We start from the raw sequence: 20451 nt of genomic DNA, 5'->3' as shown, positions 1-20451 counted from the left end.
ACATAGACTCGCCCGGACTAGCGTCTTCATCCCTCGCGTGCAACCTGGGTGGCCCTATGACAATGAATAACGAGCCGCAGTCGAGCAGCCTCGACAACTTCTGGATGCCCTTCACCGCCAACCGCCAGTTCAAGGCGCGGCCGCGCCTGCTGGAAAGCGCCGAAGGCATCCACTATATCGCCCAGGGCGGGCGCCGCATCCTCGACGGCACCGCCGGCCTCTGGTGCTGCAATGCCGGCCACGGCCGGCGCGAGATCAGCGAAGCGGTGGCCCGGCAGATCGCCACCCTCGACTACGCCCCGCCGTTCCAGATGGGTCACCCGCTGCCGTTCGAACTCGCCGCGCGGCTGGCGGAAATCGCCCCGCCGGGCCTGAACAAAGTGTTCTTCACCAACTCCGGCTCGGAATCGGCGGACACCGCGCTGAAGATCGCCCTTGCCTACCAGCGCGCCATCGGCCAGGGCACCCGCACCCGCCTGATCGGCCGCGAACTGGGCTACCACGGGGTCGGCTTCGGCGGCCTGTCGGTAGGCGGTATGGTCAACAACCGCAAGGCCTTCTCCGCCAACCTGCTGCCGGGGGTCGACCACCTGCCGCACACCCTGGACGTCGCCCGCAACGCCTTCACCGTCGGCCTGCCCGAGCATGGCGTGGAAAAGGCCGAGGAGCTGGAACGCCTGGTGACCCTGCACGGCGCCGAGAATATCGCCGCGGTGATCGTCGAGCCGATGTCCGGCTCGGCCGGCGTGGTGCTGCCGCCCAAGGGCTACCTTCAGCGGCTGCGCGAGATAACCCGCAAGCATGGCATCCTGCTGATCTTCGACGAAGTGATCACCGGTTTCGGCCGCGTCGGCGAAGCCTTCGCCGCGCAGCGCTGGGGCGTCGTCCCGGACCTGCTGACCTGCGCCAAGGGGCTGACCAACGGCAGCATCCCGATGGGCGCCGTATTCGTCGACGAGAAGATCCATGCTGCCTTCATGCAAGGCCCGCAGGGCGCCATCGAGTTCTTCCACGGCTATACCTATTCCGGCCATCCGGTAGCCTGCGCCGCCGCCCTGGCGACCCTGGACATCTACCGTCGCGACGACCTGTTCCAGCGGGCCGTCGAACTGGAAGGCTACTGGCAGGACGCGCTGTTCAGCCTGCGCGACCTGCCCAACGTGGTCGACATCCGCGCCATCGGCCTGGTCGGCGGCGTGCAACTGGCGCCGCACGCGGACGGCCCCGGCAAGCGCGGCTACGACGTCTTCGAGCGCTGCTTCTGGGAGCACGACCTGATGGTCCGGGTGACCGGCGACATCATCGCCATGTCGCCGCCGCTGATCATCGACAAGCCCCACATCGACCAGATCGTCGAGCGCCTGGCCCAGGCCATCCGCGCCAGCGTCTGATCCAGGCGGGCGGCTGGCGCCGCCCTGCCCCCAACTGGCCAGAACCACAAGAACCGAGAGTCAGCATGAACATCGAACAGATCGTCGACTTCGCCCAGGCCAACAGCGCCCCGGAGCACTACAGCCCGGCGCCGGAGAAAATCCTCAAGGGCGACCCGAAACAGAGCGTGCGCAACCACTACGGCAGCCCCTGCGGGCAGTTCAACGCCGGTATCTGGGAAGGCGCCGTGGGCCAGTGGACGGTGAACTACACCGAACACGAGTACTGCGAGATCATCCAGGGCGTCTCGGTGCTGCGCGACCGGCACGGCAACGCCAAGACCGTGCGCGCCGGCGACCGCTTCGTGATCCCTGCCGGCTTCCAGGGCACCTGGGAAGTGCTCGAAGCCTGTCGCAAGGTGTATGTGATCTTCGAAGCCAAGGCTTGAGCCCCGGCTTCATCCAGAATGCTTGTTACCCTTGCCCGCCACCTGGCGGGCTTTTTTGTGCGCGGCCCGGGGTTCGTACGCCGGAAATGAAAAAGCCCGCCAGGGGCGGGCTTTTCGCAAGGTGCCGGATCAATTACTTGATCTTGGCTTCCTTGTAGATCACGTGCTGACGAACAACCGGATCGTACTTCTTGATCTCGATCTTCTCAGGCTTGGTACGCTTGTTCTTGTCGGTGGTGTAGAAGTGGCCGGTACCGGCGCTGGACACCAGACGAATCAATTCACGCATGATTCAGCTCCTTAGAATTTTTCGCCGCGGGCACGCAGGTCAGCCAGGACGGCCTCGATGCCACGCTTGTCGATGATACGCATGCCCTTGGCGGAAACGCGCAGACGTACGAAGCGCTTCTCGGACTCGACCCAGAAACGGTGGTGCTGCAGGTTCGGCAGGAAACGGCGGCGGGTTTTGTTGTGTGCGTGGGAAATGTTATTCCCGGTAACCGGACCCTTACCGGTTACTTGACAGACTCTAGACATGCCTCAGCCCTCTATAACCTCATGCCCAACCCGGCATGGGTTGGCTGCTTTAACTCAAGTTCGATACTCAGTTTCACCGGGGTCTTACCCGCTGCATCCCGACGAAGGAGAGCGTGGCCCCAGAAAAGAGCGCAGCTTTATATCAGAAAGGCGCCCCGCGCCGCAAGGGTGAAGACCATGGCGCAGCCGCGGCCCGCCTCACTGCGGGCTTCGCACCGCGGCCGTTCGTCGCCTTGCCTCGTTGTCGCTGCCCGCCGCATGGTCTAGGGTAGCGATTCAAGGTCGCCAACGGCCTTGCATGACTGCGCCCAACCGCTGCGGATGGGCATGTTAACCGTTCGAATGGAGCCCGTCATGCGCCTCGCCGCTTTCTCCCTGTTCCTCGCCCCCCTGCTGCTCGCCCAGCCCGCCGCCGCTGCCGCCTTGAGCGTGTGCACCGAAGCCAGCCCCGAGGGCTTCGACGTGGTCCAGTACAACTCGCTGACCACCACCAACGCCTCGGCCGATGTGCTGATGAATCGCCTGGTCGAGTTCGACGCCGGCAAGGGGACGGTGGTGCCCTCGCTGGCCGAGCGCTGGTCGGTGTCCGACGACGGCCTGAGCTATCGCTTCGACCTGCGCCAGGGTGTGCACTTCCACAGCACCGCCTACTTCAAGCCGAGCCGTACGCTCGACGCCGACGACGTGGTGTTCAGCTTCCAGCGCATGCTCGATCCGGCCAATCCCTGGCACAAGGTGGCGCAGAACGGCTTCCCGCACGCCCAGTCGATGCAACTGCCGGAGCTGATCAAGCGGGTGGAGAAAAGCGGCGACCACCAGGTGCTGTTCGTTCTCGACCACCCCGACGCGACCTTCCTGCCGATGCTGAGCATGGGCTTCGCCTCCATCTATTCGGCGGAATACGCCGACCAGTTGATGAAGGCCGGAACCCCGGAAAAGCTCAACGCCGAGCCGATCGGCAGCGGCCCGTTCGTGTTCAAGCGCTTCCAGAAGGACGCGGTGGTGCGCTACGCCGCCAACCCCGAGTACTTCGCCGGCAAGCCGGCGGTCGACGCGCTGATCTTCGCCATCACCCCGGACGCCAACGTGCGCCTGCAGAAGTTGCGCCGCGGCGAATGCCAGATCGCCCTGTCGCCGAAGCCGCTGGACGTGGAGAGCGCGCGCAAGGACGCCAGCCTGAAGGTCGAGCAGACGCCGGCCTTCATGACCGCCTTCGTCGCCCTCAATACCCAGCATCCGCCGCTGGACGATCCCAAGGTGCGCCAGGCGATCAACCTGGCCTTCGACCGCACCAGCTACCTGCAGGCGGTATTCGAAGGCAGCGCCAGTGCCGCCACCGGCATCTATCCGCCGAACACCTGGAGCTATGCCAGGGATATTCCCGCCTACCCGCACGCCCCCGAACAGGCGCGCAAGCTGCTGGCCGGCAAGCAGCTTCCCGAGCTGAACATCTGGACCCGCCCGTCCGGCAGCCTGCTCAACCCCAACCCGAGCCTCGGCGCCCAACTGCTCCAGGCCGACCTGGCGGAGGCCGGGATCAAGGCCAACATCCGCGTCATCGAATGGGGCGAGTTGATCCGTCGCGCCAAGAACGGCGAACACGACCTGCTGTTCATGGGTTGGGCAGGCGACAACGGCGATCCGGACAACTTCCTCACTCCGCAATTCAGCTGCGCCAGCGTCAAGTCGGGGCTCAACTTCGCGCGCTATTGCGACCCCGGCCTGGACAAGCTGATTGCCGACGGCAAGGCCGCCAGCAGCCAGGAACAACGCACCGGCCTGTACCACCAGGCGCAGAAACTGATCCACGAACAGGCGCTCTGGCTGCCCCTGGCCCACCCGACCGCCTTCGCCCTTACCCGCCAGGAGGTGCAGGGCTACCAGGTCAATCCGTTCGGTCGCCAGGATTTCTCTCGGGTCGCCGTGAAACGCTGAAGGCCACGCCCGGGAGAACCCAGCGATGGATCTCGACCGTCTCTACCTGCCGCATTGGCAGTTCAGCGAACACCACCAGCGGCTGATCGACGCGCCGGCCGCAGCGGTACTCGACGCGGTGGAAGACCTGCTGCGCTTCGACGACCCGCTGGTGCGCGCCTTCCTCGTCCTGCGCGAAGCGCCGGGAAGGCTGGCCGGCCTGCTGGGCCGGCGCAACGACCTGGCCGGCCGCCCACGCTTCGGCCTGCATGAGTTCACCCGCCTGGAGCGCCGCGCCGACCAGGCCATCGCCTACGGCCTGGTCGGCCGCTTCTGGCGCGCCGACTTCGCCCTGGAACGCATCGCGGACGGCGAGCATTTCCGCTGCTACGACCAGCCCGGAGTGGCCAAGCTCGTGCTGTGTTTCCGTTGCACGCCCAGCGCCAGCGGTACCCTGCTGCACACGGAAACCCGAGTGTTCTGCCCCGATCGCGCCAGCCGCCTGCGCTTCACCCCCTACTGGTTGGCGATCCGCCCGGTCAGCGGGCTGATCCGCCGGCGCCTGCTGGCGGGCATCGAGCGGCGCCTGGGCTGAGCCCTTCGTCGAACGCTCACAGCCAACCGTATTCGGCCAGCGACAGCGGCTCGCCGTCGCCGATGATGAAGTGGTCGAGCACCCGCACGTCGATGAGCGCCAAGGCTTCCTTGAGGCGCGCAGTGAGTTGGCGGTCGGCGAGACTCGGACGGGCGTCGCCGGAGGGGTGGTTATGGGTCAGGATCAGCGCCGCCGCGTTGTGCGCCAGGGTGCGCTTGACCACCTGGCGCGGGTAGACGCTGGCGCCATCGATGCTGCCCTGGAACAGCACCTCGAACGCCAGGACCCGGTGCCTCGTGTCGAGGAACAGGCAGGCGAACACCTCGTGCTGCTCGTGGCGCAGGCGCGCCTTGAGATAGTCGCGCACCGCCTGCGGGCTCTCCAGTATCGAATCGCGACGCAGGCGCTCGGCCAGGTGGCGCCGGCCCATCTCCAGCACGGCCTGCAATTGCGCATACTTGGCCACGCCGAGCCCGAGATGGCCGCAGAACGAGGCGAGGTCCGCCTCGAGCAGGGCACGCAGCCCGCCGAACTCGCTCAACAGCCGCCGCGACAGCTCGACCGCACTGCAACCGGTCACTCCCGTACGCAGGAAGATCGCCAACAGCTCGGCATCGGAAAGGGCCGCCGCGCCCTGCTCCAGAAGCTTCTCCCGAGGCCGTTCGGCTTCGGGCCAATCGCGGATGCTCATTCGCTTTCCCCATCGAGCCCGCCCGCTGTTCCCGTGCGGACGCTGTGCTATCTTAGCCCATCCTTTTTGCGCGGCAGACGACCTGGGGAGGCGCGTTTGCCGAAGCGCATGTCATCCATTTCCTTATTAAGGCAAGCCTATGCAGCGGCTCTATCGGAAACGCATCGTCCTCGGCGTGGGCGGCGGCATTGCCGCCTACAAGAGCGCCGAACTGGTCCGCCGCCTGCGCGACCAGGGCGCTGAAGTCCGAGTGGTGATGACCCAGGGCGGCCGCGAGTTCATCACGCCCCTGACCCTCCAGGCGTTGTCCGGCCATCCGGTGCATACCGATCTGCTGGACCCGGCGGCGGAAGCCGCGATGGGCCACATCGAACTGGCCCGCTGGGCCGATCTGGTGCTGATCGCACCGGCTACCGCCGACCTCATGGCGCGCCTGGTCCAGGGCGTGGCCAACGACCTGCTGACCACCCTGGTGCTGGCCACCGACGCGCAAATCGCCCTGGCACCGGCGATGAACCAGGCCATGTGGCGCGACACCGCGACCCAGGCCAACGCCGAGCTGCTGCGCCAGCGCGGCTTCCACCTGTTCGGTCCGGCAGCGGGCAGCCAGGCCTGCGGCGACGTCGGCCTCGGGCGCATGCTCGAAGCCGAGGAACTGGCGCAGCGCGCCGCCGACTGCTTCCAGCGCCAGGCGCTGACCGGCGTGCATGTGCTGATTACCGCCGGCCCGACCCAGGAAAACATCGACCCGGTGCGCTACATCACCAACCACAGTTCCGGAAAGATGGGCTTCGCCCTCGCCGAGGCGGCGGTGGAAGCCGGCGCACGAGTGACCCTGGTCACCGGCCCGGTGCACCTGCCGACGCCCGACCGGGTGCAGCGCGTCGACGTGGTCAGCGCCCGCGACATGCTGGCCGCCTGCGAGGCGGCGATGCCCTGCGACCTGCTGATCGCCTCCGCGGCGGTCGCCGACTACCGCCCGGAAGTGGTCGCCGCGCACAAACTGAAGAAAGACCCTACCAGCGGCGAGGGCTTGCTCTTGCAGCTGGTGCGCAATCCCGACATTCTCGCCACCCTCGCACAGCGCGAGGATCGTCCCTTCAGCGTGGGCTTCGCCGCAGAAACCGAAAACCTGCTGGACTATGCTGCACGCAAGCTGAAGGACAAGAACCTCGACCTGATCGTCGCCAACGACGTGGCCAACCCCTCGATCGGCTTCAACAGCGACGAGAACGCGATCACGGTGATCGACCGCGACCTGCATCCGAGCACCTTCGCCCAGACCAGCAAGGGCAAGATCGCTCGCCAGCTGATCGCCTTCATCGCCGACCGCCTCAACCAGCAATGAGTTACTGATGCACTCTCTCCAAGCCAAGATCCTCGACCCCCGCCTGGGCTCCGACTTCCCGCTCCCGCAGTACGCCACGCCGGGCTCGGCCGGCCTCGACCTGCGCGCCATGCTCAAGGAAGACAGCGTCCTCGGCCCGGGCCAGACCCTGCTGATTCCCACCGGCCTGTCCATCTACATCGCCGATCCCGGCCTCGCCGCCCTGGTTCTGCCGCGCTCCGGCCTGGGCCACAAGCACGGCATCGTGCTGGGCAACCTGGTCGGCCTGATCGACTCGGACTACCAGGGCGAGCTGATGGTGTCCTGCTGGAACCGCGGCGAGTCGCCGTTCACCATCGCCGTCGGCGAGCGCATCGCGCAGTTGGTACTGGTGCCGGTGGTGCAGGCGCATTTCGAGCTGGTCGAGCAGTTCGACGAAAGCCAGCGCGGCGCCGGCGGCTTCGGCCATTCCGGCAGCCACTGACCCCGAACACAGGACGAGACGCCGAGGAGACGCGGCATGAAGCTTTTCCAGCGCACCGCCAAGGATGGGAACGAGTTGGGCGACCTGCTCGAACCGGAAAAGAAGCCGCGCAAGGCAGCGTCCGAACGCGCTGACGGCAAGGACCTGCTGCCCGGCATAGGCGCCAGCCTGCTGGGCGTGGCGGCCGCCGGCGCCCTGCTCTGGTTCGGCGTCTTCGGCGGCGCCGGTGAGGCACAGCAGCGCCAGTTGGACGCGGCCTGGGCCGAAGGCCAGGCCGGCGCCTTGCGCCAGGCCTTGCAGCAACTCGCCGCCGACACCCGCGCCGCCGCGGCCAGCCCCCTCGCCCTCGAAGCCCTGCAAAGCGGCGACGCCGCCCGCATCGAGGCCGCCCAGCGCAGCCTGCTGGCCTGGGACGGCGTGGTCGATGCCCACCTGAACGCGCCCGGTCAGGCCACCCAGGACAACGACAGCCCCGGCCCGGTCAGCTTCGCCGCCCTGGATATCCTGCACCGGGTGGAAAGTGGCCAGAACGTCGCCGCCGAAGCCTACAAGGTCGGCCAGCGCTGGCTGCTGTACAGCGCCGCGCCGGTGCGCGGCGCCGACCAGAGCCTGCAAGGCACGCTGCTGCTGGCGGTCGACCTGCAACGGCTGCTGCGCGCCCTGCCGCCCTTGCCGGGCGATGCCGGCCAGGTGCAACTGGTCCAGCAGTTCTCCGGCGCACCGGCCCAGGTGCTGCTGCAACGCGGTATGCCGGCGCCGGGCAAGGGTGCGCAAGCGCTGGACAGCGGCAATCCGAACTGGAAACTGAACTACACGCCCGGCAGCGTCGCCTCGACCCAGGCCTCGCCGCTGCTGCTGGCACTCGCGGCGCTGCTGGCCCTGCTCGGCGGCATCCTCGGCGCCTACCTCACCCGTTCGTCGCTGTTGCGCCGCCTGCACCAGGATGTCCTGACCCTCGGTCAGTATCTTCAGGAACTCGGCGGGCAACGCACTGCCAAACCCCCTGTGCCTAGCCTGCCGGGCTTCGCCCCGCTGATCCAGGCATTGGCCCGCCAGCCGCGGCGCAAGCCGGAGCCGACCAGCGTGCCCAGCCCTGCCAAGGCAGCGCCGGTGGCGAAAGCGCCTCCTCGCGAGGAGCCGGCATTGGCAGATCCGTTGTTCCAGAACACCGACATTCTGGATATCGACATTCTCGATGAAGACCAGGACCTCCTGGGATTGGAGCAAACCCCCATCATGAGCACTGCAAAAGCACCGACGCTGCCCGCCAGCATCTTCCGCGCCTACGACATCCGTGGCGTGGTAGGCGATACCCTCACCGCCGAGACCGCCTACTGGATCGGTCGCGCCATCGGCTCGGAAAGCCTCGCCCGCGGCGAACCGTGCGTCGCTGTCGGCCGCGATGGCCGCCTGTCCGGTCCCGAGCTGGTCAAGCAGCTGATCCAGGGCCTGGTGGACTGCGGTTGCCAGGTCAGCGACGTGGGCATGGTGCCTACCCCGGTGCTGTACTACGCGGCCAACGTGCTCGAGGGCAAGTCCGGGGTGATGCTGACCGGCAGCCACAACCCGCCGGACTACAACGGCTTCAAGATCGTGGTCGCCGGCGAGACCCTGGCCAACGAGCAGATCCAGGCCCTGCGCGAGCGCATCGAGAAAAACGACCTGGCATCCGGCGTCGGCAGCGTAGAGCAGGTCGACATCCTGCCGCGCTACTTCAAGCAGATCCGCGACGACATCGCCATGGCCAAGCCGATGAAGGTGGTGGTCGACTGCGGCAACGGCGTGGCCGGGGTGATCGCCCCGCAGTTGATCGAGGCCCTGGGCTGCAGCGTGATCCCGCTGTACTGCGAGGTCGACGGCAACTTCCCGAACCACCATCCGGACCCGGGCAAGCCGGAGAACCTGAAGGACCTGATCGCCAAGGTCAAGGCCGAGAACGCCGACCTGGGCCTGGCCTTCGACGGCGACGGCGATCGCGTCGGCGTGGTCACCAATACCGGTACCATCATCTATCCGGACCGTCTGCTGATGCTGTTCGCCAAGGACGTGGTCTCGCGCAACCCGGGGGCCGACATCATCTTCGACGTCAAGTGCACCCGCCGTCTGATCGCCCTGATCAGCGGCTACGGCGGCCGTCCGGTGATGTGGAAGACCGGCCACTCGCTGATCAAGAAGAAGATGAAGGAAACCGGCGCCCTGCTGGCTGGCGAGATGAGCGGCCACGTGTTCTTCAAGGAGCGCTGGTTCGGCTTCGACGATGGCATCTACAGCGCCGCCCGCCTGCTGGAAATCCTCAGCCAGGATCAGCGTGACAGCGAGCACGTGTTCTCGGCCTTCCCGAGCGACATTTCCACCCCGGAAATCAACATCACCGTCACCGAGGACAGCAAGTTCGCCATCATCGAGGCGCTGCAACGCGACGCCCAATGGGGCGAAGGCAACATCACCACCCTCGACGGCGTGCGGGTCGACTACCCCAAAGGCTGGGGCCTGGTACGCGCCTCCAACACCACTCCCGTGCTGGTCCTGCGCTTCGAAGCGGACACCGAGGAAGAGCTGGAGCGCATCAAGACCGTCTTCCGTAACCAACTGAAGGCAGTGGATTCCTCGCTGCCCGTGCCCTTCTGACATGTCGGAGCTCCCCATGACCCTGAGTCGCGATGACGCCGCCCAGGTTGCCAAGGTCCTTTCCGAGGCCCTGCCCTACATCCGCCGCTTCGTCGGCAAGACGCTGGTGATCAAGTACGGCGGCAACGCCATGGAGAGCGAGGAGCTGAAGGCCGGCTTCGCCCGCGACGTGGTGCTGATGAAAGCGGTCGGCATCAACCCGGTGGTAGTGCATGGCGGCGGCCCGCAGATCGGCGACCTGCTCAAGCGCCTGTCGATCGAGAGCCACTTCATCGACGGCATGCGCGTCACCGACGCGGCGACCATGGACGTGGTGGAGATGGTCCTCGGCGGCCAGGTGAACAAGGACATCGTCAACCTGATCAACCGCCACGGCGGCAGCGCCATCGGCCTGACCGGCAAGGACGCCGAGCTGATCCGCGCGAAGAAGCTCACCGTGACCCGCCAGACCCCGGAGATGACCAAGCCGGAGATCATCGACATCGGCCACGTGGGCGAAGTCACCGGGGTCAACGTCGGGCTGCTGAACATGCTGGTCAAGGGCGACTTCATTCCGGTGATCGCGCCGATCGGCGTGGGCAGCAACGGCGAGTCCTACAACATCAACGCCGACCTGGTGGCCGGCAAGGTGGCGGAAGCGCTGAAGGCCGAGAAACTGATGCTGCTGACCAACATCGCCGGCCTGATGGACAAGCAGGGCCAGGTGCTGACCGGGCTGTCCACCGAACAGGTCAACGAGCTGATCGCCGACGGCACCATCTACGGCGGCATGCTGCCGAAGATCCGCTGCGCCCTGGAAGCGGTGCAGGGCGGCGTGACCAGCGCGCACATCATCGATGGCCGGGTGCCGAATGCCGTGCTGCTGGAAATCTTCACCGACAGCGGCGTCGGCACCCTGATCAGCAACCGCAAGCGTCACTGATCCGCCCGCCACGGCGCGCTCCGGCGCGCCATGGCGGTTCCTCCATTAGCGTCGCGCGGCCAGCGTGAAGACCTGGTCCAACGGGCTCGTGCCCTCGCTACGGAAGGTCGCCGGGCTCACTCCCGTCCAGCGCTTGAACGCGCGCCTGAAACTGCGGATATCACGATATCCCACTTCCTCGGTGATACGTTCGATGGACATCCCGGGGTTGCCCAGCAGGCTCATCGCCCGCCCTCGACGCACCTGCTCCAGCAACGCCTCGAAGGTCAGCCCGTGTTCGGCCAGCCGCCGCCGCAGGGTGCGGCTGCTCATGTTCAGTTCGGCGGAAATCCTTTCGATCTGGCTGCCCAGGCTTAGGTCGCGGGCGATGGCCCGTTCCACCGCCTGGACCAAGTCGAGTTTCCGGTGCACCTGGGTGCTTTCCTGCTCCAGCAGGGCCAGCGCCTGGCGCAACGCCGGCAGGTTGTGGTTGGGCAGGCGCATGTCCAGCCAGTGGCTGGCGATCGCCATGCGGTTGTGCAGGCAGCCGAAGCGTACCTGGGGCCCCAGCAGGCGCAGGTATTCGCCCGCGTAGGGCGGAGCGGCATGGATGAGTTCGATGCCCAGCGGTTCGAACGCCGGGCTGACCAGGGCACGCCCATACACCAGCAGGCTGGCGAAGAACTCCTCGATGGCGAACACCTGCACCTCACTGCTGGGCAGGTGGCATTCGACCTCGACGAAGAAGGTTTCGCCCTGCTGGTAGACGCTGGAAGTGACGATCCCGCCCGAGCTGTGCTGGTAGCGCACACCGATGTCGAACGCGTCGCGCAGGGTACGGCACAGCGACAGCACATGGCCCAGCAGGCCAAGGGTGCCGAGCACGTTCTGGTGTCCGACCCACAGCCCCAGCCCCCGCTCCGGCAGGGCCTGGAGGGCACGCTGGATCATGCTCACGGCCTGGCGGTAGGAGATGCGCTGGGTAGGGTCCTGCAGGTCTTCGACGGTGAAGCCCAGGCCCCGGCACAGCCGCGCGGGATCGACGCCATGGCCTTCGACCACCTCGGCCAGCGTCTGCAGCAGGAAGGTGGATACCTGGGCGAGTTCGTAGCGCGCATCGGCGGCATTGTTGTGCATGGGCGAAATCCTGAGCCGGTCTCGGCTTCGTTCTTGTTCTGGCGGTGGATCGCGACATGGGATGAGCGTCCCATCATATAGCGTTCCGCACAGATGTAACAAAGCATTGCACGGTGTCCGCAAATCCCCCCCTCGCTGACCGTCAATGCCCTGCCTCGGCCTGTCGATAGGGCTTATTCCTATGCCGTACCCCGAGCCACGCCAAACAATAATAAGAGCCCGCCCATGAACCCGACCCACCCCCGCAGGCCCCTGCGCCTGGCCGCCTGCGTCACCCTCGCCGTCAGCTGCTGCACCCATGCCAGCGAAGGCGGCGTGGACAACATAGGTCCAGGAACCGACGGTTTCTTCACCCTGCCATTGGACGTCGACAACCTCCCGGACCACATGTTCGCCTTCAACGTCTACTACAACCACTACGAAGCCAGGAAGCTGAACATCAGCTCCTTCGGCGGCAAGGTATCCGACGTGAAGATCAGCTCGGATGCGATCATCCCTCGCCTGGACTACCTGAGCCCGCTGCGGATCTTCGGCGGGCGCCTGGGCGGCTACATCGCCCAGCCCTATCTCCGCCAACGGGTGGCCGCGTTCGGCCTGAGCGACGAACGGGAAAGCATGGGTGACACCACCTTCGCGCCGATCATCCTCTGGGACATGGGCAAGGACCTGACCCTGGCCGCCGCCGTGGAGGTCACCGTGCCCACCGGCAAGTACGATGCCGAGCGGCTGGCCAACACCAGCAACAACTTCTACACCTACAAGCCGCTGTTCTCCTTCACCTGGCTGCCCACCGAACGCACCGAGCTGTCGCTGAAGGCCACCTACAGCTTCAACATGGAAAACCACGACACCGACTATCGCTCGGGGCAGATCTTCCATTTCGACTATTCCGCCAGCTACCGGGTGACCGACAACCTGCGCCTCGGCCTGAACGGCTACTACCTCAAGCAGACCACCGACGACAAACAGAACGGCGAGACCGTACGGGTGTTCGGTTTCGGCGAGGAAGTCGACGACGGCGTACGCGGCCAGGTCTTCGCCATCGGCCCGGCCGTGCACCTGACCTTCCTCAAGTACGCCAGCGCGGAGATCCGCTGGGCCAAGGAATTCGACGTGGAGAACCGCCCCGAGGGCGACATGCTCTGGGCCAAGCTGACCATTCCGTTCGAACTCTGAGGCATCGGAACGAAGCGGCAGCCCGGTATCCGCGGGCTGCCGCCATCGACGAGGAAAGCGCCAGGCGTCCTAGGCGTAAACCGGCCAGCGCTCGACGATCCGCCCGCCGCGCAGCGCCAGCAGGTCGCCGAATTGCAGCAGCACCGACTCGCTCTGGGTCGGCCGCAGGAAGACCTGGTCGTCCACCTCCAGGCCCACCGAAGGCGAGCCGTTGACCATTTCCTGGTTCGAGCTGCGCCCGTAGATGCCGTTGCTGCGCAGTCCCTCGGGCGAGGCGAAGTCGGCCATCCAGTTGCCGCCGTAGATGAAGAAGGTGCCGCGCTGGTTGGGGTCCCACCAGGAAAACAGCCGCGACTTGCCGTCCAGCGCCGGGATCTGCACCGCGCCGGTGCTCTTGAGTACCGGCGTGGCGATGTAGACGGCCGGCACATGCTCGGCCAGGGACGCCAGGTCGTAGTGGCTCGGCTTGAGCATGGCGGTGCCCACCGAGACCTCGCTGCTCAGCGTTTCCTTCTCGTGCATGCGATAGCTGGGGCTGCCGGCGGTATTCAGGGTCAGCTGTGGTGTCCACAGCGCGGCGAAGCGCTGGCGGGTGAAGTCGACATGTCCCTGGTAGAGCGCCATGACCTTGGCGAACAGCTCCTCGGGCGAACCGAGGATGCCCGGCACCCCCATTCCGACGAAGGGGTCGTAGCCCATGAAACCAGCGAACTCCAGGTGCTGCGGATGCGCCGCGATCAGCGCCAGCAATTCGCCCAGCGCGGCCTGGTCGACCACCCCGCCGCGATGCAGGCCGACGTCCAGTTCGATGTTGACGCGCATCCGGGTACCCAGCCCCTGGGCCAGCGCCAGGTACTGACGCAAGCGCTGCGGCGTATCGATCAGCCATTGCAGCTGCCGCGCCGGGTCGAACGCACCCTTGTGCTCGCGGTAGAACAGTTCCGCCGAACGCACCGGCAACGGCTTGCCGAGGAGGATGTCGGCATCCGCAAAAGCGACCGCGTCGTGGTTGAGGAACGGTTGGTGGAAGGACATCAGCCGCCGGGTGCCGGCGCGCCTGGCGATGTACGCCAGCAGGCCGGGCGAAGGCAGCGATTTCTCCACCAGCCGCAGATGCTTGCCGCCGCGGCGGACCGAACGCATCACCACATCGATGTTGTGGTCCAGGCGATCGAGGTCGATGAGCAGCACCGGGCACATCGGGCCATTGGCCTTGAGTTCGCGGTTCAGCGCGCGGAAATAGTCGTCGTACGGCCCGCCACGGTCGGCGGGACGCATCCAGGCGGCAGTTCCCGCCAGCAGCGCGCCGGCCCCGAGGCCGGCGAACATGAACTTGCGTCGATTCACGGCGTCGCTCCTTTCAGGTCACGCCCAGGATGGAAGAGAGGTGCGCATTGAGGAACCGCCCGCGGGGATCCAGCGCCTGGCGCACCTCGGCGAATGCCTTCCAGCGCGGATAGAGCCCCTGCAACTGGTGCGCGTTGAGGCCATGCAGCTTGCCCCAGTGCGGCCGCCCGGCGTATTTCCAGAAGATCGGTTCCACCGCGGCGAAGAAGTTGTGGTGGTCCATGCTGTAGTGCTGATGCACGGAAATGGAACAACTGTCGCGGCCCTCGAACATGCTCAGGGGAATGTCGTCGGCCTTCACATAGCGGTACTCGATGGGAAACCAGGTGCGCAGGTCCTTGTCGCGGATCAGCGCGAGGATCTCCCGCAGGCAGGCGGGGCCATGCTCGGCGGGGACCGAATACTCCATCTCGTTGAAGCGCACGTTGCGCACGTTGGCGTAGACCGCATAGGAATCGTCGACCCGCTCGTCGAAGCGGGCGAAGTGGCGCAGGCTGTTGAGCAGGGTGCGGCGGGTCTCCGGGAAGTCGCTGAGGTACTTGTCGAGACCTTCGATCAGGCCGACGAACTCGTTGCCGCCTTCCTTCGCCGGGTCCAGGGGCGGGGTCTTCGGCTCGTCGGTCTCGTTGAGGGCGATCGACAGGGCGTAGTCGGAATGGGTCACCACCAGCATCTCCCAGTGCTGGTTCTCGCGCGTATTCTTCTCCACGTCTTCCAGCAATTCTTCGGTCCGGGCGATCCACTGCCGTTCACGCAGGCGGTAGGCCGCGCGGTTCTGCAGGCGCACCCGGGTCACGACGCCCAGCGCCCCCAGCGAGACCCGCGCGGCATCGAACACCTCCACGTTGCGCTTGGCGTCGCACTCGAGCACCTCGCCGCTCGCGGTGACCAGTTGCAGACCGCGAACCTGGGCGGAATAGGAACCGAAGCCGACCCCGGTGCCATGGGTGGAAGTAGCGATGGCGCCGGCCAGGGTCTGGTAATCGATATCGGCCATGTTCACCAGCGCCTGGCCGATCTCCTTGAGCGGAGCGCCCATCTGCGACATCGGCGTACCGCCGCCGAACTCGGCCTGGAGGGTCGCGCTGTCGTGGCTGAGCAAGCCGCTGAAGTAGGCGAGCGAGAGCAGGGTGCCGTCGGTCGGGACCAACGCGCTGAACGAATGCCCGGAGCCCACCGGGCGGATCCTGCCGGACGCCTGGCGGATGATCCGGACCAGTTCGTCGAGGTCTTTCGGTGCCTCCCGCGCCAGGGGCAGGCAGCTTTGCGCGCCGGACCAGTTGCGCCAGGGAATCAGGCGCGGTGCGCGGAGCAACTCCGCCAGCGCGGGGTTTCCCACCATGGCGGCGAACGCACCGAGCGCTCCCGCCCGTTGCAGGAGCTGGCGTCGCGACAGATGACTTGGCATGCCGGTATCCCCTATCGGTCCTGCGCTGCGGACATGAAATCGATCAAAGCCCGGAACTGTTCTTCCGAGCACTGCATGCACATGCCCATGGGTGGCATGCCCTTGTAGCCGTTGATGCTGTGGTCCAGCAGGGTGTCGATGCCCTGCGCCAGGCGTGGCGCCCAGGCAGCGGCATCGCCGGTCAGCGGCGCGCCGGAGGCGGGATTGGCGTGACAGAGCTTGCAACTGGCGGAATACACCTGCGCCAACGCAGGGTCCGCAGGGACACGCTGGGAATCGGCGGCCCGCGCCGGCGGCTCCGTGGATTCTCCGCAGGCCACCAGCATCAGGCCCAGGGCAAGCAGCAACCCCGGGCGGCAAAGGCGCGAGTTGCCCGGTCCGGGGCGGAGCGTGGACGACATGGTGTTCCTCTCTCGTTGCGCACGGCGTGCGTTCTCGTCGAACAACACTAAGGCCGCGACGCCCCGAGGATGAGGGCAATGCGGGCCAGCGACGGGGGGTTCTGCGGCCAGCCCTTTCGCACCGCGCGATGGCGGTCTAGAGTCGATGTCTGCAGCAGCGTCGAGGAGCCGGCATGAGCAGCGCAGCACAGCGCCAGAACTACACCTTCTTCCATTCCCTGCGGGTTCGCTGGGCGGAGGTCGATCCGCAGGGCATCGTCTTCAACGGCAACTACCTGACCTATCTCGACGTCGCCACCACCGAGTACTACCGCCAGCTCGGCATGTCCTACCCGGCCGACCTGCTGCGCGGCGGAGGCGACCTGTTCGCGGTGAAGAGCACCCTGGAATACCGCGCCCCGGCGCATTTCGACGACTGGCTGGACATCGGCACCCGCGTGGCGCGGCTGGGGCGCAGCAGCCTGGTTTTCGAACTGGGCATCTGGCGCGACGAGCAGTTGCTCACCGTCGGCGAGCTGGTCTACGTCTATGCGGATGCGAACGAGCGACAGAGCCAGCCCCTGCCGGACTGGCTGCGCGAGAAGATCAGGGCGTTCGAGCGACAGTCGCCAGTGGAATCAGGGACTCACGCCGAGTAGCTGGGAGAGCCGCGCGCGGTCGGCGGCATAGGTTCTTTCCGCGTCTTCGCGGGCCTTCTGGAAACGCCCGATCTCGCCCTGCAGGCGCTTTTCCTCCTGCTTGAGATCGTCCAACTGGTCCACCAGCGCCTGCGCCACCGGACGTCCGGCACGCTCCTGGTTGGCCGCCTGGCCTTGCAGGTTGGCCTGTTGCAGCTTGAGCGACTGCAGGTTGCCGCGCGCCACGCTGCTCAGCCCGTCCAGTTCCGCCAGGCGCCGTTCGCGAGCGCGGTCGACGTCCTCGAGGCTGGAATACAGGCGCAGCAGCTGCGCATCGGAGCTGGCCTGGGCTTGGGCCGCCTTGCGCTGCCGCAGTTCCTCGGCGGTCGGCGCCGGCGGTACGGTGCGGATAACCCGGCCCTGGTCGTTGAGGACCTGGTAGCCCTTGCCGATGTACTGCGGCGGCACACCCTGGCGGTCGAGCACCACCACGCCCTTGTCGTTGACGTAGCGGTACAGCTCCACCGCTCCGCCCGGCGCCGCCTGGGCGCCGAAGGAAAGCCCCTGGAGCACCAGCCCCAGGGCCATCAGGCAACGCATTACATCCTGTCCGACCATGCCAGTCCCTTGTGAAAGGTTCAGATACCGTATTGGGCGCGATAGGCCTCTACCGCCGGCAGATGCTTCTTCAGTTCAGCATCTTCGGCAAGATATTCCAGCACCTGCTCCAGGGAAACGATGCTCACCACCGGCATGCCGAAGTCGCGCTCGACCTCCTGGATCGCCGACAGCTCGCCCTTGCCGCGCTCCTGGCGGTTCAGCGCGATCAGCACGCCCGCGGCCCTGGCGCCCTGGGCGTCGATGATCTGCATCACTTCGCGGATCGCGGTGCCGGCGGTGATCACGTCGTCGATGATAAGCACCCGGCCGCTCAGCGGCGCGCCAACCAGCGTGCCGCCTTCGCCGTGGTCCTTGGCTTCCTTGCGGTTGAAGCACCAGGGCAGGTCGCGTTGGTGCTGCTCGGCGAGGGCCACCGCGGTGGTGGCGGCCAGGGGAATGCCCTTGTAGGCCGGGCCGAACAGGACGTCGAAGTCGATTCCGCTGTCGATCACCGCCTCGGCGTAGAAGCGTCCCAGGCGGGCCAGCGCCAGGCCGCTGTCGAACAGGCCGGCATTGAAGAAATAGGGGCTGGTGCGCCCGGACTTGAGGGTGAACTCACCGAAGCGCAGAACCCCGCGCTCGATGGCGAAACGAATGAAATCGCGCTGATACGCCTGCATGAATGACACCAAGCCGCATGAATTTAGCTAAACCGTTTGAGCTCGGGTATCATACACGCACGTGATTTTGGGGGCCATTTATGCGGATCATCAGTGTGAACGTGAATGGTATTCAGGCTGCGGCCGAGCGCGGTTTGCTCAGTTGGCTGCAAGCACAGAATGCCGACGTGATCTGCTTGCAGGACACCCGAGCCTCCGCCTTCGATCTGGATGACCCGTCCTTCCAACTGGACGGCTACTTCCTTTATGCCTGCGATGCCGAGCTACCCGAACAGGGCGGTGTCGCACTCTACAGCCGTTTGCAGCCCAAAGCTGTGATCAGCGGCTTAGGTTTCGAAACGGCCGATCGTTACGGGCGCTACCTGCAAGCCGACTTCGACAAGGTGAGTATCGCCACCCTGCTGCTGCCTTCCGGGCAGAGCGGAGACGAGAGCTTGAACCAGAAATTCAAGTTCATGGACGACTTCACCCATTACTTGAGCAAGCAGCGTCGCAAGCGCCGCGAATACATCTACTGCGGCTCGCTGTACGTCGCCCATCAGAAGATGGATGTGAAGAACTGGCGCGAATGTCAGCAGATGCCGGGCTTCCTCGCGCCCGAACGGGCCTGGCTGGACGAAGTGTTCGGCAACCTCGGCTATGCCGACGCCCTGCGCGAAGTCAGCCGCGAAGGCGACCAGTTCAGTTGGTGGCCGGACAGCGAACAGGCCGAGATGCTCAACCTCGGCTGGCGCTTCGACTACCAGGTGCTGACCCCCGGCCTGCGCCGCTTCGTGCGCAACGCCAAGCTGCCGCGCCAGCCGCGCTTCTCCCAGCATGCGCCGCTGATAGTCGACTACGACTGGCAGTTGAGCATCTGAGCCCTGTCAGACACGAAAAAGCCGGCGCATGCGCCGGCTTTTCTATTTCCCGTGCGGCCTACTTGATCAGCCGCAGGCAGAACGGATAGCGATAGGCCTTGCCTTCGTTGGCCTTGATGCCGGCGATGATGGTCAACACCAGCGCCGCCAGGCAGACCAGGCCGAGCAGGAAGAAGCCGATCACCACCAGCATCAGCAGGAAGCTGACGAACATCGCCAGCGCCACGGTGATCTGGAAGTTCAGCGCTTCCTTGCCCTGGGCGTCGACGAACGGATCGCTCTCGCGCTTGAGTTGCCAGACGATCAGCGGCCCGAGCAGGCTGCCGAAGGGAAACACCAGGCCGATGAACGCCGCGAAATGGCAGAACATCGCCCATTGCCGGGCTTCCTGGCCGGGGGTCGCGGCGACCTCTTCGGATACATCGTTCATGTAGCGCTCCTTCTCCGGGGCCCGGCAGGCAGTGCCGGGCGTCTGCTCATTCGGCCAGCGCGGCGCGCTGAAGTTCGAACAGCTCCTGCATGCCCTGCTGGGCCAGTTCGAGCATGGCATTCAGCTCGGCGGGACGGAACGGCGCGCCTTCGGCGGTTCCCTGCACCTCGATGAAGCCGCCGGCATCGGTCATCACTACGTTCAGGTCGGTTTCCGCGGCGGAATCCTCCAGGTAGTCCAGGTCGAGGACCGGCACGCCCTGGTAGATGCCCACGGAAACGGCGGCGACCATTTGCTTCAGCGGATTGCCCTTGAGCGCGCCACGCTTCTTCAGCACCGCCAGGGCGTCGATCAGCGCCACGGTGGCGCCGGTGATTGAGGCGGTGCGGGTGCCGCCGTCGGCCTGGATCACGTCGCAGTCGATGTACAGGGTGTTCTCGCCGAGCTTGCTGAGGTCCAGCGCCGCTCGCAGGGAGCGGCCGATCAGGCGCTGGATCTCCAGGGTACGACCGCCCTGCTTGCCGCGGCTGGCCTCGCGCTGGTTACGCTCGCCGGTGGAGCGCGGCAGCATGCCGTACTCGGCGGTCAACCAACCCTGGCCCTGGCCCTTGAGGAAGCGCGGCACCCCGGACTCGGCGCTGACGGTGCAGATCACCTTGGTATCGCCGAACTCGACCAGCACCGAACCTTCTGCGTGCTTGGTGTAATGGCGGGTGATGCGGATCGGGCGCAGCTGGTCGGCGGCACGGCCACTGGGACGATTCATCGTGGATATCCTGTACTGAGAAAGCGGAATTGGCCGCCATTATAGAGGCCAGCCTGGGCTCTCAACCACCGTCGGCGTGCGGGCCCCGCCGGACGTGGGTTACAATGCCCGGCTCGAATCACGGCAGCCGCGC

Annotated in this window: 22 protein-coding genes; 11 read left to right on the top strand and 11 right to left on the bottom strand. The window is 66.2% G+C overall.

Translation table 11 applies throughout. The features are described 5' to 3' along the window. Positions 1–56: 56 nt before the first annotated feature. Positions 57–1391: an aspartate aminotransferase family protein gene (locus tag JHD77_RS22545; RefSeq protein WP_023090969.1), complete on the top strand. Its 1335-nt coding sequence runs from the start codon at positions 57–59 to the stop codon at positions 1389–1391. A 65-nt stretch (positions 1392–1456) separates the two neighbouring features. Continuing rightward, the gene (locus JHD77_RS22540) at positions 1457–1819 is read left to right on the top strand and encodes a cupin domain-containing protein (protein WP_003096551.1); all 363 of its coding nucleotides are present in this window, start codon (positions 1457–1459) and stop codon (positions 1817–1819) included. Between the two features lie 133 nt (positions 1820–1952). On the opposite strand, the gene rpmG is transcribed toward JHD77_RS22540, so the two are convergent. Together rpmG and rpmB are read right to left on the bottom strand one after the other, a co-directional pair. Next, positions 1953–2108, bottom strand: coding sequence for a 50S ribosomal protein L33 (gene rpmG, locus JHD77_RS22535; RefSeq protein ID WP_003096555.1), 156 nt, complete (start codon positions 2106–2108; stop codon positions 1953–1955). Positions 2109–2119: 11 nt separating this feature from the next. Further along, entirely contained in the window at positions 2120–2356 is a 237-nt protein-coding gene (rpmB, locus tag JHD77_RS22530) for a 50S ribosomal protein L28 (protein ID WP_003096556.1), read from the bottom strand. Positions 2357–2710: 354 nt separating this feature from the next. On the opposite strand from rpmB, the gene JHD77_RS22525 reads away from it, so the two are divergent. Next, positions 2711–4291: an ABC transporter substrate-binding protein gene (locus tag JHD77_RS22525; protein WP_003098288.1), complete on the top strand. Its 1581-nt coding sequence runs from the start codon at positions 2711–2713 to the stop codon at positions 4289–4291. Between the two features lie 25 nt (positions 4292–4316). Then, complete coding sequence (locus JHD77_RS22520; RefSeq protein WP_003098290.1) at positions 4317–4865, top strand: hypothetical protein; 549 nt, start codon at positions 4317–4319, stop codon at positions 4863–4865. Between the two features lie 16 nt (positions 4866–4881). Here JHD77_RS22520 and radC read toward each other — a convergent pair whose 3' ends face one another. Beyond that, the gene (gene radC / locus JHD77_RS22515) at positions 4882–5556 is read right to left on the bottom strand and encodes a RadC family protein (protein ID WP_003096559.1); all 675 of its coding nucleotides are present in this window, start codon (positions 5554–5556) and stop codon (positions 4882–4884) included. Positions 5557–5695: 139 nt separating this feature from the next. Between radC and coaBC the strand changes: the two genes are divergently transcribed. From coaBC to argB, 4 genes are read left to right on the top strand one after another with little or no spacing between them, the layout of a single operon-like run. Beyond that, the gene (gene coaBC / locus JHD77_RS22510; RefSeq protein ID WP_003098292.1) at positions 5696–6904 is read left to right on the top strand and encodes a bifunctional phosphopantothenoylcysteine decarboxylase/phosphopantothenate--cysteine ligase CoaBC; all 1209 of its coding nucleotides are present in this window, start codon (positions 5696–5698) and stop codon (positions 6902–6904) included. A 7-nt stretch (positions 6905–6911) separates the two neighbouring features. Further along, positions 6912–7367 (top strand): dUTP diphosphatase, encoded by a 456-nt coding sequence (dut, locus tag JHD77_RS22505; RefSeq protein ID WP_019372296.1) that lies wholly within the window; start codon positions 6912–6914, stop codon positions 7365–7367. Positions 7368–7403: 36 nt separating this feature from the next. Beyond that, on the top strand, positions 7404–9995 hold the full coding sequence (locus tag JHD77_RS22500) for a phosphomannomutase/phosphoglucomutase (protein WP_031755388.1): 2592 nt from the start codon (positions 7404–7406) through the stop codon (positions 9993–9995). A gap of 16 nt (positions 9996–10011) precedes the next feature. Then, the gene (gene argB, locus JHD77_RS22495) at positions 10012–10917 is read left to right on the top strand and encodes an acetylglutamate kinase (RefSeq protein ID WP_003096572.1); all 906 of its coding nucleotides are present in this window, start codon (positions 10012–10014) and stop codon (positions 10915–10917) included. Between the two features lie 45 nt (positions 10918–10962). Here the strand turns inward: argB and sphR are convergent, their stop codons facing one another. After that, a complete protein-coding gene (gene sphR, locus JHD77_RS22490) occupies positions 10963–12033 on the bottom strand; it encodes an AraC family transcriptional regulator SphR (protein WP_003098298.1) in 1071 nt (356 codons plus the stop codon). A gap of 225 nt (positions 12034–12258) precedes the next feature. On the opposite strand from sphR, the gene JHD77_RS22485 reads away from it, so the two are divergent. Next, a complete protein-coding gene (locus JHD77_RS22485) occupies positions 12259–13209 on the top strand; it encodes a SphA family protein (protein WP_003098300.1) in 951 nt (316 codons plus the stop codon). A gap of 69 nt (positions 13210–13278) precedes the next feature. On the opposite strand, the gene JHD77_RS22480 is transcribed toward JHD77_RS22485, so the two are convergent. From JHD77_RS22480 to JHD77_RS22470, 3 genes are all read right to left on the bottom strand, one after another. Continuing rightward, on the bottom strand, positions 13279–14487 hold the full coding sequence (locus JHD77_RS22480; RefSeq protein ID WP_073658430.1) for a DSD1 family PLP-dependent enzyme: 1209 nt from the start codon (positions 14485–14487) through the stop codon (positions 13279–13281). An 82-nt stretch (positions 14488–14569) separates the two neighbouring features. After that, positions 14570–15898, bottom strand: coding sequence for a D-arabinono-1,4-lactone oxidase (locus tag JHD77_RS22475; protein WP_003098304.1), 1329 nt, complete (start codon positions 15896–15898; stop codon positions 14570–14572). Between the two features lie 77 nt (positions 15899–15975). Continuing rightward, positions 15976–16365, bottom strand: coding sequence for a c-type cytochrome (locus JHD77_RS22470; RefSeq protein WP_003098306.1), 390 nt, complete (start codon positions 16363–16365; stop codon positions 15976–15978). A gap of 173 nt (positions 16366–16538) precedes the next feature. On the opposite strand from JHD77_RS22470, the gene JHD77_RS22465 reads away from it, so the two are divergent. Next, positions 16539–17003, top strand: coding sequence for an acyl-CoA thioesterase (locus JHD77_RS22465; RefSeq protein ID WP_003098308.1), 465 nt, complete (start codon positions 16539–16541; stop codon positions 17001–17003). Here JHD77_RS22465 and JHD77_RS22460 read toward each other — a convergent pair. Then, on the bottom strand, positions 16983–17600 hold the full coding sequence (locus JHD77_RS22460) for a hypothetical protein (protein WP_003161150.1): 618 nt from the start codon (positions 17598–17600) through the stop codon (positions 16983–16985). The genes JHD77_RS22465 and JHD77_RS22460 overlap by 21 nt on opposite strands. 20 nt (positions 17601–17620) lie before the next feature. After that, positions 17621–18262 (bottom strand): orotate phosphoribosyltransferase, encoded by a 642-nt coding sequence (gene pyrE / locus JHD77_RS22455; RefSeq protein ID WP_003096586.1) that lies wholly within the window; start codon positions 18260–18262, stop codon positions 17621–17623. A gap of 80 nt (positions 18263–18342) precedes the next feature. On the opposite strand from pyrE, the gene JHD77_RS22450 reads away from it, so the two are divergent. Then, complete coding sequence (locus JHD77_RS22450; protein ID WP_003098313.1) at positions 18343–19122, top strand: exodeoxyribonuclease III; 780 nt, start codon at positions 18343–18345, stop codon at positions 19120–19122. 58 nt (positions 19123–19180) lie between these two features. On the opposite strand, the gene JHD77_RS22445 is transcribed toward JHD77_RS22450, so the two are convergent. Then, positions 19181–19552 carry a DUF4870 domain-containing protein gene (locus tag JHD77_RS22445; protein ID WP_003096590.1) on the bottom strand — a complete coding sequence of 124 codons (372 nt, stop codon included), beginning with the start codon at positions 19550–19552 and terminating at the stop codon, positions 19181–19183. A 46-nt stretch (positions 19553–19598) separates the two neighbouring features. Further along, positions 19599–20318 (bottom strand): ribonuclease PH, encoded by a 720-nt coding sequence (rph, locus tag JHD77_RS22440; protein ID WP_003096595.1) that lies wholly within the window; start codon positions 20316–20318, stop codon positions 19599–19601. Between the last annotated feature and the right edge of the window lie 133 nt (positions 20319–20451).

It is taken from the genome of Pseudomonas sp. P20 (assembly GCF_016463925.1).
GTDB classification, from domain to species: Bacteria; Pseudomonadota; Gammaproteobacteria; order Pseudomonadales; family Pseudomonadaceae; genus Pseudomonas; species Pseudomonas aeruginosa.
The sequence above is the reverse complement of the archived record's forward strand: the minus strand, read 5'-3'. Positions and strand labels throughout refer to the sequence as shown.

Excerpts from the sequence above, each read along its gene's own strand:
- JHD77_RS22545 (WP_023090969.1), top strand. The coding sequence starts at position 57 with ATGACAATGAATAACGAGCCGCAGTCGAGCAGCCTCGACAACTTCTGG.
- JHD77_RS22540 (WP_003096551.1), top strand. The coding sequence starts at position 1,457 with ATGAACATCGAACAGATCGTCGACTTCGCCCAGGCCAACAGCGCCCCG.
- rpmG (WP_003096555.1), bottom strand. The coding sequence starts at position 2,108 with ATGCGTGAATTGATTCGTCTGGTGTCCAGCGCCGGTACCGGCCACTTC.
- rpmB (WP_003096556.1), bottom strand. The coding sequence starts at position 2,356 with ATGTCTAGAGTCTGTCAAGTAACCGGTAAGGGTCCGGTTACCGGGAAT.
- JHD77_RS22525 (WP_003098288.1), top strand. The coding sequence starts at position 2,711 with ATGCGCCTCGCCGCTTTCTCCCTGTTCCTCGCCCCCCTGCTGCTCGCC.
- JHD77_RS22520 (WP_003098290.1), top strand. The coding sequence starts at position 4,317 with ATGGATCTCGACCGTCTCTACCTGCCGCATTGGCAGTTCAGCGAACAC.
- radC (WP_003096559.1), bottom strand. The coding sequence starts at position 5,556 with ATGAGCATCCGCGATTGGCCCGAAGCCGAACGGCCTCGGGAGAAGCTT.
- coaBC (WP_003098292.1), top strand. The coding sequence starts at position 5,696 with ATGCAGCGGCTCTATCGGAAACGCATCGTCCTCGGCGTGGGCGGCGGC.
- dut (WP_019372296.1), top strand. The coding sequence starts at position 6,912 with ATGCACTCTCTCCAAGCCAAGATCCTCGACCCCCGCCTGGGCTCCGAC.
- JHD77_RS22500 (WP_031755388.1), top strand. The coding sequence starts at position 7,404 with ATGAAGCTTTTCCAGCGCACCGCCAAGGATGGGAACGAGTTGGGCGAC.
- argB (WP_003096572.1), top strand. The coding sequence starts at position 10,012 with ATGACCCTGAGTCGCGATGACGCCGCCCAGGTTGCCAAGGTCCTTTCC.
- sphR (WP_003098298.1), bottom strand. The coding sequence starts at position 12,033 with ATGCACAACAATGCCGCCGATGCGCGCTACGAACTCGCCCAGGTATCC.
- JHD77_RS22485 (WP_003098300.1), top strand. The coding sequence starts at position 12,259 with ATGAACCCGACCCACCCCCGCAGGCCCCTGCGCCTGGCCGCCTGCGTC.
- JHD77_RS22480 (WP_073658430.1), bottom strand. The coding sequence starts at position 14,487 with ATGCGTCCCGCCGACCGTGGCGGGCCGTACGACGACTATTTCCGCGCG.
- JHD77_RS22475 (WP_003098304.1), bottom strand. The coding sequence starts at position 15,898 with ATGGTGGGAAACCCCGCGCTGGCGGAGTTGCTCCGCGCACCGCGCCTG.
- JHD77_RS22470 (WP_003098306.1), bottom strand. The coding sequence starts at position 16,365 with ATGTCGTCCACGCTCCGCCCCGGACCGGGCAACTCGCGCCTTTGCCGC.
- JHD77_RS22465 (WP_003098308.1), top strand. The coding sequence starts at position 16,539 with ATGAGCAGCGCAGCACAGCGCCAGAACTACACCTTCTTCCATTCCCTG.
- JHD77_RS22460 (WP_003161150.1), bottom strand. The coding sequence starts at position 17,600 with ATGGTCGGACAGGATGTAATGCGTTGCCTGATGGCCCTGGGGCTGGTG.
- pyrE (WP_003096586.1), bottom strand. The coding sequence starts at position 18,262 with ATGCAGGCGTATCAGCGCGATTTCATTCGTTTCGCCATCGAGCGCGGG.
- JHD77_RS22450 (WP_003098313.1), top strand. The coding sequence starts at position 18,343 with ATGCGGATCATCAGTGTGAACGTGAATGGTATTCAGGCTGCGGCCGAG.
- JHD77_RS22445 (WP_003096590.1), bottom strand. The coding sequence starts at position 19,552 with ATGAACGATGTATCCGAAGAGGTCGCCGCGACCCCCGGCCAGGAAGCC.
- rph (WP_003096595.1), bottom strand. The coding sequence starts at position 20,318 with ATGAATCGTCCCAGTGGCCGTGCCGCCGACCAGCTGCGCCCGATCCGC.